The following is a 14766-nucleotide window of genomic DNA, read 5'->3' on the forward strand; positions in this document are numbered from 1 at the left end:
GTGCCGGAACGGATCGCCGAGGTCACCGCGTTCTTAGCCGAGGTACTCGCGCCGCGGGCCCCTCTCACCGTGATCGTCGAGGGCGGTGACCACGGGGCGGCGGCCGCGTTCGCTGCCCGGCTCGCCGCCGCGTTCCCGCCGTCCGCCCGGGCGTGGAGCGTCGACGCGGTGCTGGGGCTCACCGGGCCCGCGGGCGGCGCCTTCGACTCCGCCCTCAACGTGCTCGAACCCGCCGCCGACCAGGTCATCGTCTATCTCCGCAGCGGGCCGCGCGGCCGGCTGGGCGACGGCGAGGGCGAGCGCCGGGCCCAGGTGGTGATCGACCACCACGATCCGCAATGGCCGGTGATCCGGCACGTGCACCCGCGGCTGGCCGACCCCGAACAGTGGTACCTGACCGAGAGCCGGGCGTTCTTCGGGGCCCGGGCCGCCGGGTGGGACACCAAGTTCGGCGACGATTTCCCGGCGTACCGGAAAGCGGTCGAGGCCGCCGGCCTCGCACCCGGCGACCTGGCACTCGATGTGGGTTGCGGCACCGGGCGCGCGCTGCCGGACCTCTCCGCCGCGGTTGCACCGACCGGCCGGGTGATCGGCTTCGACATCACCCCCGACATGCTGGCCCGGGCGCGCGCCGCCGGCCGGGACGACTGCGCGACGCTGGCGCTGGCCGACGCGCGCCGGTTGCCGATCGCCGACGCGGCGGCCGACGTGGTCTTCGCGGCCGGCCTGGTGCACCACCTGCCCGACCCCGGCGCCGGGCTGGCCGAACTCGCCCGGGTGACGCGCCCCGGCGGCCGGCTGATCATCTTCCATCCCTCGGGGCGGGCGGCGCTCGCCGCCCGCCACGGCCGCACGGTGCGGCCGGACGAGCCGCTCAACGAGACCCCGCTGCGCCGGTTGCTGGCCACGGCGGGCTGGGCTCTTTTCCGGTACGAGGATCCGGCCGATCATTTCCTCGCGGGTGCGACGCGTGCATGAGCTTTCGCTCGCCGAAGCCCGGCGGATCGCGCTGAACGCCCAGCTGCTGTCCCTGCCCCGGCCGTCCGGGGTGGTCGAGGTGGTGCACGACCTCACCCTTCTTCAGTACGACCAGACGGCCGCCGTCGCACCGAGCGCCGACCTGGTGTTGTGGAGCCGGCTCGGGTCGGGCTACGAGCCGGCGACGTTGCAGTCGTTGCTCGGAAGTCGCGATTTGATCGAGCTCAACGGCATGATCCGGCCGGCCGCCGATCTCCCGCTCTACCAGGCGGACATGGCTGTGTGGCCCGCCGGTGGTCCGGCCTGGCGTGCGTCCCAGGCCGCATGGGTCGAGAAGAACGACGCCTGCCGGCGCGACATCCTGGCCCGCCTCTCGGCCGAAGGCCCGCTGTCCTCACGCGACATTCCGGACGCCTGTGCGGTTCCGTGGGAGTCGTCGGGGTGGAACAACGACCGCAACGTGGTCCGGCTGCTCGATTTCATGGTGGCGCGGGGCGAGGTCGCGGTCAGCGGGCGGCGCGGGCCGGACAGGCTGTTCGACCTGGCCTCCCGGGTCTATCCGGCCCTCCCGCCGGTGCCGTCGGACCTCGCCCGGCGGCAGCGCGACGAGCGGCGGCTGAGCTCGCTCGGGATAGCCCGCTCCAAGGGCCAGGACACCCAGTCCGAGCCGGGCGGCGTCGGCGAGGCCGGCGAGCCGGCCGTGATTTCGGGCGTACGCGGTAAGTGGCGCGTCGATCCGCAACTGCTCGACATGCCTTTCCACCCGCGGGTCGCGCTGTTGTCGCCGCTCGACCGGACCATCTTCGACCGCAAGCGGATGACCGACCTGTTCGAGTTCGACTACCAGCTGGAGATGTACAAGCCGGCGGCCAAGCGCCGCTGGGGTTACTGGGCGCTGCCGATCCTCGTCGGCGACCGCCTGCTCGGCAAGGTCGACGCCGCCGCCGACCGCAAGGCCGATGTGCTCCGGGTGGCAGCGATCCACCAGGACGAGACGCTCCCGCTGGACGAGGTGATCGCGGAGATCCACGACCTGGCCGACTGGCTCGAGATGGACCTGGTGCTGCCTCGCTGACTACGCTCCTGCCGCATGCGCCTGCTGGTACTGGGTGGCACCCGTTTCGTCGGTCGTGCCGTCGTCGATGAAGCTCTGGCCGCCGGCCACTCGGTCACGATGTTCAACCGTGGCCTCACCAACCCCGGCCTCTACCCTTCGGTCGAGACGGTGACCGGCGACCGCACGGTCTCGCTGTCGCCGCTGGCCGGCCGCCACTTCGACGCGGTGATCGACTGTGCCGGCTACGACCCCGCGGTGGTCTCGCTCTCGGTCGCGGCGCTGCGCGACGCGGTCGACCGTTACGTCTTCGTCTCCTCGGTCTCGGTCTACGCCGACCAGTCGGTGCCACCGGTCGAGGGCGCGGCCGTCCTCTCCGACGACTCCTACGGTGGCCGCAAAGCCGCCTGCGAGCAGGTGGTTCTCTCGGTGTTCGGCCCGCGCGCGGCGATCGCCCGCCCCGGCCTGATCGTCGGCCCGTACGACCCGACCGTGCGCTTCCCCTACTGGCCCCGTCGCCTGGCCCGCGGTGGCCGGGTGCTGGCCCCGGGCGCGCCCGACGACCCGATCCAGTTCATCGACGTTCGCGACCTGGCCCGCTTCCTGGTCTCCCCGTCGCCGTCCGGCGTGTTCAACGTGGTCGGTCCGGCGCTGCCCTTCGGCGACGTGCTGAAGGCGTGCCGGTCCGGTGCCCCGGTCGAGCTGGTCTGGGTGTCCACGGCCGACCTGCTGGCCGCCGGGTTAGACCCGTGGATGGGCGTACCACTGTGGATCGGCGACCCGGAGTGGGCGGCCGCCAACCTGGTCGACAACTCCCGGGCCGTCGCGGCCGGCCTGACGTGGCGGTCACCGGCCGAGACCGCCGCCGACGTCCTGGCCTGGGACGTCGCCCGCGGCGGCCCAGAGGCGGAGCCCTTCACCGCCGAGCAGGAGAAGGCGCTGCTCGGCGGCCACTGAAGATGTCGGCCCTGTACTCAACGGCCGAATGAGCCGAGCTGCTCGATCTCGGCGGTCAGCAGCCGGGTGACGCGGTCGTGGCGGTCGGGGCCGATGCCCCGTGACGGAGCCTCGGCGAGCATCAACACATAGAGGTGCAGGCGGTAGAGGGCCAACCGGATGCGGGCCGAGCGGTCGAATTCGGTACGGCCGTAGCCGCGGAGGAACGGATGGTCCGGCATGTCCTCGATGCGGCGGAACAGGGCCGGCGAGACCAGGTCGAGCAGCGGGTCACCGTAGAGGTAGCGCTCGCCGTCGACCAGGCCGGTCAGCTCGCCCGACGGGCCGGCCAGCACGTTGCCGTCCCATAGGTCGAAGTGGAGCAGGGCCGGCCGGGTGACCGACGCCAGCACGTCCGCGTGCCGTTCGACCACGCCGTCGAGCGGCGGCAGCGGCACGCCCCAGGCCGCGGCGTCGGCCCGCAGTGCGGCCACCATGGCGGCGAAAGCGGTCGGCCAGTCGGCCCCGGAGGCACGGTCGCCCGCCGGCCGTGGCGCGGGGTGGGTGAACGGGCCGGGGGGTGGGGCGGGGTCGGAGACGTAGCCGAAGTGCGGGCCGGTGATCTCGTGTACGGCCGCGACGACTGCGCCCAGCTGGGCCCGGGCCGCCGGCGAGTCGGCCTCGGTCAGCGGCCGGCCGGGCAGCCACGAGGTGACGATCCAGTCGTCGGAGGCGGCGACCACCGAGGGCACCGGCGCACGGTCGGCGACCAGGGCGAAGTATTCCGCCTCGCGACGGATCAGGCCCACCTCGTACGCGAGCAGGCGAGCCGTCGGCGGCGGACCGACCTTGACCACGACGTGGCGGCCGTCGGTGAGCGTAGCTCGCCAGACGGCCGCGAAACCGCCGCCGCTCAGCTCGGCCGCCTCGAGCACGGGCGAGCCGACGATGTCCTGGATGTCGGCGGGGGACAGGAGGCGTTGCGTGGGGCTGCGCATCGGCTAAATGGTCAGCGGGGAGAGTCGCAGCGAGTGGTCGCCGAAGGTGCGATAGCGCCGCAGCGCCAGGAACAGCCAGCCCAGGCTCAGCACGCCCAGGATGATGAAGGCGGGCAGGCCGGCGAACGTGTCCCACGCCGTGTGCAGGACGACCGCCCCGGCGAAGGTGGCCAGCAACTCGAGGAAGCGCTTGCCGGTCGGGCTCGCGATGAACGCCCACAGCGCGCCCGCGGTCAGGCCGGTCCACGCGGTGTGCCCGGCCGGTGAGGTGAGCCCGCGCAGGAACAGGGTCTGCTCGACCGCGCCGATGTTGCCCTGCGACTGGAGCAGCGCGGTGAACGCGTAACCCATCGTCTCGAGCGCCGCGAAGCCCATGCCCGAGGCGACCCCGATGATCAGGCCGTCGGAGGGCAGCCGCCGCTCGTGACGGGCCAGGATCGTGAACAGCAGCGCAATCGGGACGATCAGCTTCGCCGCCTCCTCGATCACCGCGACCAGCGCCAGCGGCAGCACGCCCAGGTCGCGCATCGAGTTGTATTCGAGCGTGCCGGCGACCACGATGCCGATCACGCCGCCGAAGAACGCCGCGACGGCCAGCGCCGACGACGGCACCTGCCAGCGGCCGGTGCGGGCCTGGGCGAAGGTCAGGAACGCCAGCGGGATGACGGTGGCGCCGAGCAGGATGAGCGCCGGAACGAAGTTGGGGTTCTGCGTGTGGATCAGGGTTCGCAGCACCACGACGTAGAGGATCAGCCCGATGAGGAGAACTCCGAGCCAGGCCCAGCGACGGGAGTGATCGCGCATGTCGGGGATCCTCCCATCGCCGTGGCCATTGCTCAATGTGCTGCGACCATCACCCGCTCGTCGACGGCGAACTCCTCGGCCGGCATCCGGTGCGGGCGTACGACGAGCCAGAGCACGAGGTTGGCCGCGACCGTGCCGATCAGCACGACGGCCGCCATCGCGCCGGCGCCGGCACCGAGCACACCGACCAGCGGCGCCGAGAGCGCCCCGACGCCGAACTGGACGGCGCCGAGCAGCGCCGCCGCGGTTCCGGCCGCCTCGCCGTGCCGGGACAGGGCGAGCGCGGGCGCATTCGGCATGGCCAGCCCGACCGCGGTCAGCACCAGCCAGAGCGGGGCCAGCACGCCGACCAGCCCACCGATGCCGGTCACCGCGAGAACGACCAGGACCACGGCGGACACCAGCGCGCCGATCAGGGAGCCGGCCAGAATGCGCTGCGGCGCCCAGCGCCGCAGCAGGCGGAGATTGAGCTGGGTGGCGCCGATCAGGCCGACGGCGCCGCCGGCGAAGACGTACGCGAACTCCTGCTCGCTGAGCCCGAACTGGTCTTCCAGCACGAAGCTCGAACCACTGACGTACGCCAGGAGCGCGGCCAGCGACAGGCCGTTGACCAGGATCAGCCCCACGTACGCCCGGTCGCTGAACAGCCGCCCGTAGTCGCGGATCGTGCCGCGGACACCGCCGTTGCGCCGCCGCGTCCGGGGCAGCGTCTCGGGGAGGAACAACGCCGTACCCGTCATGATCAGCACACCGATGAGCGTGAGCGCCACGAACACGCCGCGCCACGAGGTCCAGGTGAGCATCGCGCCGCCGATGGTCGGGGCGAGGATCGGCGAGACGCCGATGACCAGCATCAGCCGGGACAGGATGCGGGCCGCCGCCATGCCCTCGAAGAGGTCACGGACGACCGCCATCGCCACCACCGATGCGGCCGCGGCGCCAAGACCCTGCAGCACCCGGAGCGTGCCGAGCACGGCCAGGTTGGGCGCTATCACGCAGAAGACCGAGGCCAGCACGTGTACGCCGATGCCGATCAGCAGGGGCAACCGGCGGCCGAACGCGTCGGACAGCGGGCCGATCAGCAGCTGCCCGAGCCCCAGGCCGACGAGCGTGCCGGTGAGGGTCAGCTGGACCGCCGCGGCCGACGTGTGGAGTTCGCCGGTGATCGTGGGCAGCGACGGGAGGTACATGTCGATGGTCAGCGGGCCGAGGGCGGCGAGCAGTCCGAGCACCAGCACCAGGCCGAGGCGGCGCCGGGCGGTCAGGAGCTCGCCGGAAGGTAAATCGGTCACACCCGCGACAAGTCGGTTGCCGCGGGTGTTCTTCCCGATGGTTCGACGTACGTTGCGGTGCTCACACCTGGGCTATTTCTCCACGAACTTCTTGAGGGCCGCGATGTAGGCGCGGTCGCTGATGCTCGTGTAAAGGTTGCGATCGTTGCCGAGGAGCACGACCGTCGGGCAGGTGCGGTCGTCGCCGGTCATCTTCTTCGCGAACAACTGCTTGCGCGTCGACGTCTCGAAGAGCGTGAGCTGGTAGGTGCCCACCTTGAGCGGCAGCGTGTCGGGCTTCGGGTCGTCGAACTTGCAGGTCTTGACCTTCGCGCCGCTGCTGACCAGGTCGACGCAGGCGGTCAGCTGGGCCTTGGCCGGGTGGAAGTAGACGTTCCAGGCGTCCCGGCGAACCTTCGTGAACGAATAGCCCGGGTCGTAGATCGACGAAGAGATCCGGGTGTCCATGTCCTTCCGGTCCTTCACCATGATCGCGATCGGGTGCGGGGCCTTCCCCTGGTACTTCGGCGACTGCGGAAAATACATCTGCTGATCGCAGACGTCGTCGAGGTCGTCGATGTCCTTGACCGCGGCGGGGCTGGCCTGCGGGCCGGCGGGCGCGCTGTCGTCATCGTCGTCGAGACCGGGGATGGCGGGCTCGTCGGTCGGGAAGGTCGGGAAGCTCGGCCGGAACGCGGGGTCGGCGCTGTCCGACGAGTTGCCCGAGCGGAGCACGCTGACGCCGACCGCGCCGATGCAGCCGAGCAGCACGACCGCGAAGACGGCGATCGCGGCGATCAGGCCGCCGCTGAAGGTGCGCTGCTTCGGCGGCTGGGGCCAGCCCGCGCTGGGCGGCGGCGGAAAACCCCCGGCCGGCGGCAGGGCGCCCGGTGGGACGGCTCCGGGAGCGTAGGGGCCCTGGTAAACGGTCGGGAACGGGCCGGCGACCGGCCCACCCGGCGCCTGCCAGGGGTTGAGCGGCGGCACGATCGGCGGTGGCCCGGCCGGCGCGCCGCTCGACGGCGGCTGACCCATCGGCGACGGCCAGGCGGACCCGGCACCCGCACTCGGCGGTCCAGCGGGCGGGTCGTCCGGGGGTGGCGGCTCGGCGGGCGCGGCGGCCGGAGGCGGCAGCGGGATCGCGGCGGTCGGATCGGCGGACGGAGGCGTCTCCCCGGCCGAGGCCGGCGCAGCGGTCGGATCGACCGGAAGTGGGGCGGCCCCCGAAGCCGAAGCGGGCGGCGCAGCGTTCTCAGGGTCGGACGGGGATGGCTCCGACTGCGGCGTGGGGTCGTTCGGCATGGGTGGCGGTTCCCCCGGTTGCGAGCGAAATTCGTGAACCGGCACTGTATCGAACGCTGAGGATGCGCGGTGACCCGATTTCCCCGCCCGGAAACCAGGTCACCGCGCCGCCCCTCAGAAGGCAGTCATCGTGATCCCGGCGCTGGTCGGCGCTCCGTCGTGCACCAGCGACTCCTGGTTCTGCACGTCGTCGAAGGCGAACGCGTACGCCTTCCCGTCGGCCATGTTGGAGTGGATCGCCTTGGCGTACACGTCGGGTGTGCTGTTGCGGTAGAAGTCGGCCGCCGTCCCGCTCGGCTGGGTGTCGAGGGTGCCGAGCGTGCCCCGCACCAGCGCGGCGCAGAGCGTGCGCGCGATCGGCCCGACCACCTGGTCGTTGGGCGCGGCGAGAGCACCGTCACAGCCCCACACGTTGGCGGTGGTCGGCTTGGCGAAGGTCGCCACGGTGGCGCCCGACGAGTCGGTGAAGACCAGCGTGTTGCCGGAGGGGTGGCCGGCGAAGCGCCGGGACGGCTGGTCGGCGAACGGTACGACCGTGACCGGCGCCGCCCACGCCGACGCGATGTACGAGTCGTAGTAGGTGGGACTCATCAGGCCCGCGTCGGCCGCCTTGCCGGGGGAGAGGATCCGCAGCACGGTGCCGTCCGCACCGGTCACCACCGAGCGCGCGAAGTCACCGGACGCCTTAACCTGGTCGATGATCTTCTGCCGGCCGCCGGCGACCGGTGCGCCGCTGGTCGAGGTGCCGGTGGCCGAGGTGACGCTGACCTCCTGCGGCACCGCGAACATGTCGACCTGGGTGCTGTTCATGAACAACCCGCCGCCGTTGAGCGTGAACTCGCTCCAGTCGAACAGGATGTCGTGGTTCGGGTCGCCGGAGGCCCACGGCGCCGGCTGCACCAGTCCGTCGGTGGTCAGCTTGAAGACCAGCTTCTGGCCGAACGACTCGTAGATCCGGCCGGACATGTCCCGCGGGATCTGGATCGTCGTGGCGGCACCGGACGCCGGCCCGGGGATGGACACGTCGGGTGCCGGTACGGGCGTCGCCGCGCCCCCGGTCCATTCGGTGAACTGGCCGGAAGCGTTCGCGTACCCGAGCTTGCCGGTCGTCAGGTTCGTGCCCAGCACGTACAGGAAGACGGCGTCGCCGCGGCCGGTGTTGTTGGTGACGGTGAAGGGTAGCGGGGCCTCGTCGGCCGAGGCCGGTAGCGCGAACCACGCGGCCGTCGCCGCTCCGAGCACAGCGAGGGCGGTCAGGATCTTCGATTGCTTACGGCGCATCGTCGAACTGCCTCCAAAATTTGGGGATGTCACCCCATGGTTCGAAGGAGTCCGGCGATGCGCCGGGTGGGTGTCGATCTTTAAGGTCCGTTTAAGGTTGAACTGCCCGAATTTCCAAGCAGAGTTACCCGCGGTGCCACTTCTGGTTGGCGCCGCCGGTGCAGGTCCAGAGCTCCATCAGGGCGCCGCTGTTGCCGTTCCAGCCGGTGATGTCCAGACACTTGTTGGCCTGCGGGTTCACCAGATCACCGGCGGCCGAGAGCACCCACTGCTGCGCCGCGTTGCCCGAGCAGTTGGCGATCTGCACGACCGCGCCGTCGGCGGTCGAACCCCAGGCCACGTCCATGCACTTGTTGTTCGAGGTCTGCAGGGTCCCGTTCACGAAGTTCCACTTCTGGGCGCCGCTGCCGTTGCAGTCCCACATCTGCAGCTGCACGCCGTCCGAGAAGTTGGAGTTGGGCACGTCGACGCATTTGCCGTTCCAGTTGCTGATCAGTGAAGAGGAGGAAGAGCCGCCGCCCGAGGTCGTGAGCGAGAGGCCGTAGGCGGAGAGGATCGGGTTGACCGGCTGGAACCACATCGTGCCGCCGGAGGTGCAGTTGCCGGAGCCGCCCGAGGTGACGCCCTGGGCCTGGTTGCCGGAGATCCAGGAGCCGCCCGAGTCGCCGGGTTCGGCGCAGGCGTCGCTGCGGGAGAGCCCGGAGACCGAACCCTGGCTGTAGACGATCGTCTCGTTGCGGCCCAGGATCGTGCCGCAGTGCCAGCCCGAGGTGCGGCCGGAGCGGCAGACCGAACTGCCGATCGCCGCGTCCTGCGAGCCCGCGACCAGGACGTTACCGCCGGAGTAGTTGTTGACCCAGGGCTGCGGGGTCCAGTTGCCGTTGGTCTGGATCCAGGAGTAGTCGTGGCCGGGGAAGACCGACGCCGCGAAGGTGCCCTGCGACACGTTGTTGTAGCCGAGGGTCGGGCTGCCGGCGCCGCCGCAGTGCCCGGCACTGACGAAGCCACCCGCGACCGCGAAGCCGATCGAGCAAAGCGTGTTGCCGTTGATCACGTACTGGTCGCCGCCCCGGATGTCGTACATCGGGCGTGGCTGCTCGGCCATCGTCTGTACGGTTACCGCGCCGGCTCCGCTGGCCTGGGCGAACGCCTCGGCCTGGGCGAATGCGCCGGGTGCGGCGAGCACGACGACCCGGTTCCCGGGCACGTCGACATACCAACCCCGGACCTTGGCGGCGGCCGCGTGCGCGGCGTTGCGGTCCAATTTCGTACGCGCGGAGGCCAGGTCCCCGGCACTTCGGGCGACGATTTTCGGGTCGGCCCCTTCGGCGCGTACGACCGCCTCGGCCTGGTGGTCGGTGACCGCAACCGTCAGTCGGGTGGCCCCGTCCGGGATCCAGGCGCCGGCGAAGGCGGAGCCGAGCCGTGCGCGCAGCGTCTTCTCGACCACCGGGGCCGCCGCCTCGGTGCGCAGCCGCACGGCGATCTGACCGTCGTCGAGTTTCAGGTCGCGGTGCATCGCGGCGAGCATGTCCGGCGCGATGTCGAACGGGGCATTCGTCGGGGTCTGGGCGTGTGCGGCCGTGGGGATGAACGTGGCCGCGGTCAGGATCGCCAGGGCAATGGTGAACGGTCGTCGCATGGGGGTTCCTTTCCTGGAAAAAACGGGGGTTGACCAGGGAAGGAGAGCGCTCTCTGAATTGGAGTCTGTCTATGCCTGACAACGCTGTCAAGAAACCTTCCGGAAACATGCCCGACCGACCCACGTGTGGTGGGTCGCGCGGCCTCGCCGATGCGGCCCCCGACGTGCAAGGCTGAACGGCGAAACGACCGGACGACTGATGAGGTGTGACGGGGCATGGGAATGATCAAGGTGGTCGGCCTCGTGCTGCATCCGCGGCGCGACTGCGGCGCCGCGATCAACGCGATCGTCGCGTGGGCGCAGCGGCACGACGTGACCGTGCTCGGCCTGCACGACGAGATCAGCCGCATCGACTGCCAGGCCGAGGCGGTCACCACCGAGGAGATGGTCGAGCGGGCCGGCCTGCTGGTCAGCCTGGGCGGCGACGGCACGATGCTGCGCACGATGCGGCTGGTCGAGGGCCGCAAGACGGTGGTGCTCGGTGTCAACGTGGGCCGGCTCGGCTTCCTGGCCGAGGTCGACCTCCCCGAACTGGGCGACGCGCTCTCCGCGATCGACGAGCACCGGTTCACGGTCGAGGCGCGCACCGCGGTCCGCACCACACTCCCCGACGGTAAAGAGGTGTCGGCATTCAACGACATCGCGGTGGTGCGGGTGCCCGGCGACGGACTGGCCGCGGTCGGCATCAAGGTCGAGGGCAAAAACTTCGTCAACTACGCGGCCGACGCCGTGATCGTGTCGACGCCGACCGGCTCGACAGCCTACTCGTTCTCGGCCGGCGGCCCGATCGTCTCGCCCAACGTCGAGGGCCTGATCGTGACCGCCTCGGCCGCGCACTCCTCGTTCAACCGGCCGCTGATGCTGGCCCTGCAGGAAAAACTCGAGCTCGACGTGCTGCCGCCCAGTGGCCGGCTGGCGATCGAGGTGGACGGCATCATCGAGGGCTACGCCGACGCCGGCGACTGCCTGACCATCGAGCCGATCCCGGCCGCCGCCCAGGTCATCCGCCTCGGCACCACCTCGTTCTACGAGCGGGCCCGGCGCAAGCTGCGGGTCGAGGGCAGCGCCCAGGTCGGCCTGCCGGACGGCGGCAACTCCCGGGTCGTCGACAACTTCGAGGAGCAGCGTTACGAGATCCTGCTCGGCGGCGAGACCGCCGGCACGCTCGACTACCGCCGCCGCGGCGACTACATCGAATTCCTCGACACCGAGATCGAGCAGAGCGTCTCCGGCCGCGGCCTGGCCGGCCGGCTCGCCGCGGCCGCCTTCGAGGACGCCCGGGCCCGGGGCATGCCGGTCAAGGTCACCTGCCCCTTCGTCACCGGCTACGTCGAACGCCACCCGGAATACTCCGACTTGCTAGCAGACGGGGAATGACACATGGGCCATCCCGCCATCCTGACCGTCGATGACGACCCGTCGGTCTCACGAGCCATCGCCCGCGACCTCCGCCGCCGGTACGGCGAGCAGTACCGCATCGTCCGCGCCTCCTCGGCCGCCGAGGCCCTCGAGGCCCTCAAGGAGCTGAAGCTGCGGGGCGGCCGGGTGGCCGTCATGCTCGCCGACTACCGCATGCCCCAGATGAACGGCATCGAGTTCCTCGAACAGGGCATGGACCTGTTCCCGAACGCCCGGCGCGCGCTGCTCACGGCGTACGCCGACACCGACGCCGCGATCCAGGCGATCAACCTGGTCGACGTCGACCACTACCTGCTCAAGCCGTGGGACCCGCCCGAGGAGAAGCTCTACCCGGTGCTCGACGCGCTGCTCGACGCCTGGCAGGCGACCGGCGACCGCGAGGTGGAGGACATCCGCGTCGTCGGTCACCGCTGGAGCGAGCCGTCGTACGAGCTGCGCGACTTCCTCGCCCGCAACCTGGTGCCTTACAAGTGGCTCGGTGCCGACGAGCCGGAGGGCCGCCGGTTGCTCGAGGCGGCCGGAGTCGGCCCCGAGGCGGTGCCGCTGGTGGTCACCGCCGACGGCCGGGCGATGGCCCAGCCGAGCACGACCGAGGTCGCCGAGGCGGCCGGCCTGTCCACCACCCCCGGCCGCGACTTCTACGATCTGGTCATCGTCGGCGGCGGCCCGGCCGGGCTCGGCGCCGCGGTCTACGGCGCCTCCGAGGGCCTCAAGACCCTGCTGGTCGAGCGGCAGGCGATGGGCGGCCAGGCCGGGCAGAGCTCGCGGATCGAAAACTATCTGGGCTTCCCGGACGGCATCTCGGGCGCCCAGCTGACCGACCGGGCCCGCCGCCAGGCCGGCAAGTTCGAGGCCGAGGTGCTCAACACCCGCGAGGTGACCGGCCTGCGGCTGGACGGGTCGGCGCGCACGCTCACGTTCGCCGACGGCGGCGAGATCTCGGCCCACTCGATCGTGCTGGCCACCGGTGTCGCCTACCGCCCGCTGGTGGCCGACGGCATCGCCCGGCTCACCGGCTCCGGCGTCTACTACGGCTCGGCCGCGACCGAGGGCCCGGCCTGCGCGGGCTCCGAGGTCTACATCGTCGGCGGCGCCAACTCGGCCGGCCAGGCGGCACTCTTCTTCGCCCGGTACGCCAAGAAGGTCACGCTGCTGGTCCGCGGCGACTCGCTCGAGTCGTCGATGTCGTACTACCTGATCCAGCAGCTCCACCGCATCGGCAACATCGAGGTGCGGACGGGCTGCGAGGTGATCGCGGCCCACGGCGACGGTCATCTGCAGGCCATCACGATCTGCGAGAGCAAGGGCCGCACCGAGACGACGGTCGAGTGCGGCGCGCTGTTCGTCTTCATCGGCGCCGAGCCGCGTACGGACTGGCTCGGAGCGGCGGTGGCGCGCGACGAGAAGGGCTTCGTCTTCACCGGACCGGATCTGTTGACGAACGGCACCCGCCCGAAGGGATGGGATCGGGACCGCGATCCGTTCTACCTGGAGTGCAGTGTTCCCGGCATCTTCGCCGCCGGCGACGTCCGGGCCAACTCGGTCAAACGGGTGGCCTCGGCGGTCGGCGAGGGCGCGATGGCCGTCACGCTGGTCCATCGTTACCTGGAGGCCCAATAATGTCCGATGTTCCTGTTCTCGCCCCGTGCGAGCCTGGCGCTCTGACCCCGGACGAGCTGCGCACCCTGTTCCTGTTCGAGAAGCTGACCGACGAGCAGCTGCGCTGGATCTCGGCGCACGGCTGCACCATGCACATGCCGGCCGGCGGCGTCGTGATCCGCGAGGGTGACCCGGCCACGCAGTTCTTCGTGCTGCTCAGCGGCACCATCGCGATGTCCCGCCGGGTCGGGCAGGACGAGGTGCAGACCAGCCGCACCGAGCAGCGCGGCGTCTACATGGGCGCCACCCAGTCGTACCTGCGTGACGACGGCGTGCCCCGCAAGTACATGGGTGGCATGCGGGCGCTCGACGACTGCGATTTCTTCGTCATGTCGGCCGACGACTTCGGCTACATGATGCGCGAGTGGTTCCCGATGGCGATCCACCTGCTCGAGGGCCTGGTCATGGGCATGCGCACCTCCGCCGCCGCGATCAGCGAACGGCAGCGGCTGCAGGCCCTCGGCGCGCTCTCGGCCGGCCTCATGCACGAGCTCAACAACCCGGCCGCGGCCGCGTCCCGGGCCACCTCGGCGCTGCGCCAGCGGGTCGCCGGCATGCGGCACAAGCTCGGCATGCTGGCCGCCGGCAAGGTGCCGGCCGACCGCCTCAACGCCCTCATCGAGCTGCAGGACGAGGTCATCGAGAGGGCCGCCAAGGCGCCCACGCTGACCGCGATGGAGGCGGCTGACCGCGAGGACGAGCTGGGCGACTGGATGGACGGGCGCAACGTCACCGGCGGCTGGGACCTCGCACCGATCTTCGCGCAGGCCGGCATCGACCTCGAGTGCCTGGGCGACATGGAGACCAAGGTCGGCGACCCGGGCCTCTTCGACCAGGCGATCCACTGGATCGGCTACGCGCTCGAGACCGAGCAGCTGATGAGTGACATCGAGGACGCCACCAGCCGGGTGTCGACCCTGGTCAACGCGGCCAAGCAGTACTCGCAGATGGACCGGGCCGCCCACCAGTGGATCGACGTGCACAGCGGCCTCAAATCGACACTGGTCATGCTCACTCACAAGATCGGCACCGGGATCAAGGTGGTCAAGGACTTCGACCGCTCGCTACCCCAGATCCCGGCCCACCCGGCCGAGCTCAACCAGGTCTGGACCAACCTGATCGACAACGCGGTGCAGGCCATGAACGGCGTCGGCACGCTGACCATCAAGACCTACCGGGACGACGACTACGCGGTCGTCTCGATCGGGGACAGCGGGCCGGGCGTACCGGAAAACCTGAAGAAGCGGGTCTTCGAGCCGTTCTTCACCACCAAGCCGGTCGGCGAGGGCACCGGGCTCGGCCTGGACATCTCGTACCGCATCGTGGTCAACGGCCACGGCGGCGACATCCATCTCGAGTCGCGCCCCGGCGACACGAAGTTCAAGGTGCGGCTGCCGCTGGCCGAGCCGTCCTCGGCCTGAC

The 14766-nt window shown here is 70.9% G+C and carries 12 protein-coding genes; 6 read left to right on the plus strand and 6 right to left on the minus strand.

From position 1 onward, the window contains the following. Genes ACIA5C_RS23145 through ACIA5C_RS23155 form a run of 3 tightly spaced genes read left to right on the plus strand, consistent with a single transcriptional unit; the run spans nt 1 to nt 2989 of the window. Entirely contained in the window at nt 1–978 is a 978-nt protein-coding gene (locus ACIA5C_RS23145; RefSeq protein ID WP_396057807.1) for a methyltransferase domain-containing protein, read from the plus strand. Further along, the gene (locus tag ACIA5C_RS23150; protein ID WP_396057810.1) at nt 971–2053 is read left to right on the plus strand and encodes a DNA glycosylase AlkZ-like family protein; all 1083 of its coding nucleotides are present in this window, start codon (nt 971–973) and stop codon (nt 2051–2053) included. The genes ACIA5C_RS23145 and ACIA5C_RS23150 overlap by 8 nt, the downstream gene beginning before the upstream one ends. A gap of 15 nt (nt 2054–2068) precedes the next feature. Next, the gene (locus tag ACIA5C_RS23155; protein WP_396057812.1) at nt 2069–2989 is read left to right on the plus strand and encodes an NAD-dependent epimerase/dehydratase family protein; all 921 of its coding nucleotides are present in this window, start codon (nt 2069–2071) and stop codon (nt 2987–2989) included. A gap of 17 nt (nt 2990–3006) precedes the next feature. On the opposite strand, the gene ACIA5C_RS23160 is transcribed toward ACIA5C_RS23155, so the two are convergent. From ACIA5C_RS23160 to ACIA5C_RS23185, 6 genes are all read right to left on the minus strand, one after another. Further along, entirely contained in the window at nt 3007–3966 is a 960-nt protein-coding gene (locus ACIA5C_RS23160; RefSeq protein ID WP_396057814.1) for a phosphotransferase, read from the minus strand. 3 nt (nt 3967–3969) lie between these two features. Then, complete coding sequence (locus ACIA5C_RS23165; protein ID WP_396057816.1) at nt 3970–4770, minus strand: PrsW family intramembrane metalloprotease; 801 nt, start codon at nt 4768–4770, stop codon at nt 3970–3972. A gap of 32 nt (nt 4771–4802) precedes the next feature. Further along, nucleotides 4803–6062: a Bcr/CflA family efflux MFS transporter gene (locus tag ACIA5C_RS23170; protein ID WP_396057819.1), complete on the minus strand. Its 1260-nt coding sequence runs from the start codon at nt 6060–6062 to the stop codon at nt 4803–4805. A 72-nt stretch (nt 6063–6134) separates the two neighbouring features. Beyond that, nucleotides 6135–7343, minus strand: a complete 1209-nt coding sequence (locus ACIA5C_RS23175; protein WP_396057821.1) for a hypothetical protein — start codon at nt 7341–7343, stop codon at nt 6135–6137. A gap of 114 nt (nt 7344–7457) precedes the next feature. Next, nucleotides 7458–8624, minus strand: coding sequence for a beta-1,3-glucanase family protein (locus ACIA5C_RS23180; RefSeq protein ID WP_396057823.1), 1167 nt, complete (start codon nt 8622–8624; stop codon nt 7458–7460). Nucleotides 8625–8748: 124 nt separating this feature from the next. Continuing rightward, complete coding sequence (locus ACIA5C_RS23185; RefSeq protein ID WP_396057825.1) at nt 8749–10266, minus strand: ricin-type beta-trefoil lectin domain protein; 1518 nt, start codon at nt 10264–10266, stop codon at nt 8749–8751. A gap of 216 nt (nt 10267–10482) precedes the next feature. Here ACIA5C_RS23185 and ACIA5C_RS23190 point away from each other — a divergent pair, with 216 nt between their 5' ends. The 3 genes from ACIA5C_RS23190 to ACIA5C_RS23200 are packed head-to-tail and all read left to right on the plus strand — an operon-like array spanning nt 10483 to nt 14765. Beyond that, entirely contained in the window at nt 10483–11643 is a 1161-nt protein-coding gene (locus ACIA5C_RS23190; protein ID WP_396057827.1) for an NAD(+)/NADH kinase, read from the plus strand. Nucleotides 11644–11646: 3 nt separating this feature from the next. After that, the gene (locus ACIA5C_RS23195) at nt 11647–13305 is read left to right on the plus strand and encodes an FAD-dependent oxidoreductase (protein ID WP_396057829.1); all 1659 of its coding nucleotides are present in this window, start codon (nt 11647–11649) and stop codon (nt 13303–13305) included. Next, on the plus strand, nt 13305–14765 hold the full coding sequence (locus tag ACIA5C_RS23200; RefSeq protein ID WP_396057831.1) for an ATP-binding protein: 1461 nt from the start codon (nt 13305–13307) through the stop codon (nt 14763–14765). The genes ACIA5C_RS23195 and ACIA5C_RS23200 overlap by 1 nt, the downstream gene beginning before the upstream one ends. Nucleotide 14766 lies beyond the last annotated feature (1 nt).

Source organism: Actinoplanes sp. NPDC051343 (genome assembly GCF_044455125.1).
Taxonomy (GTDB): domain Bacteria; phylum Actinomycetota; class Actinomycetes; order Mycobacteriales; family Micromonosporaceae; genus Actinoplanes.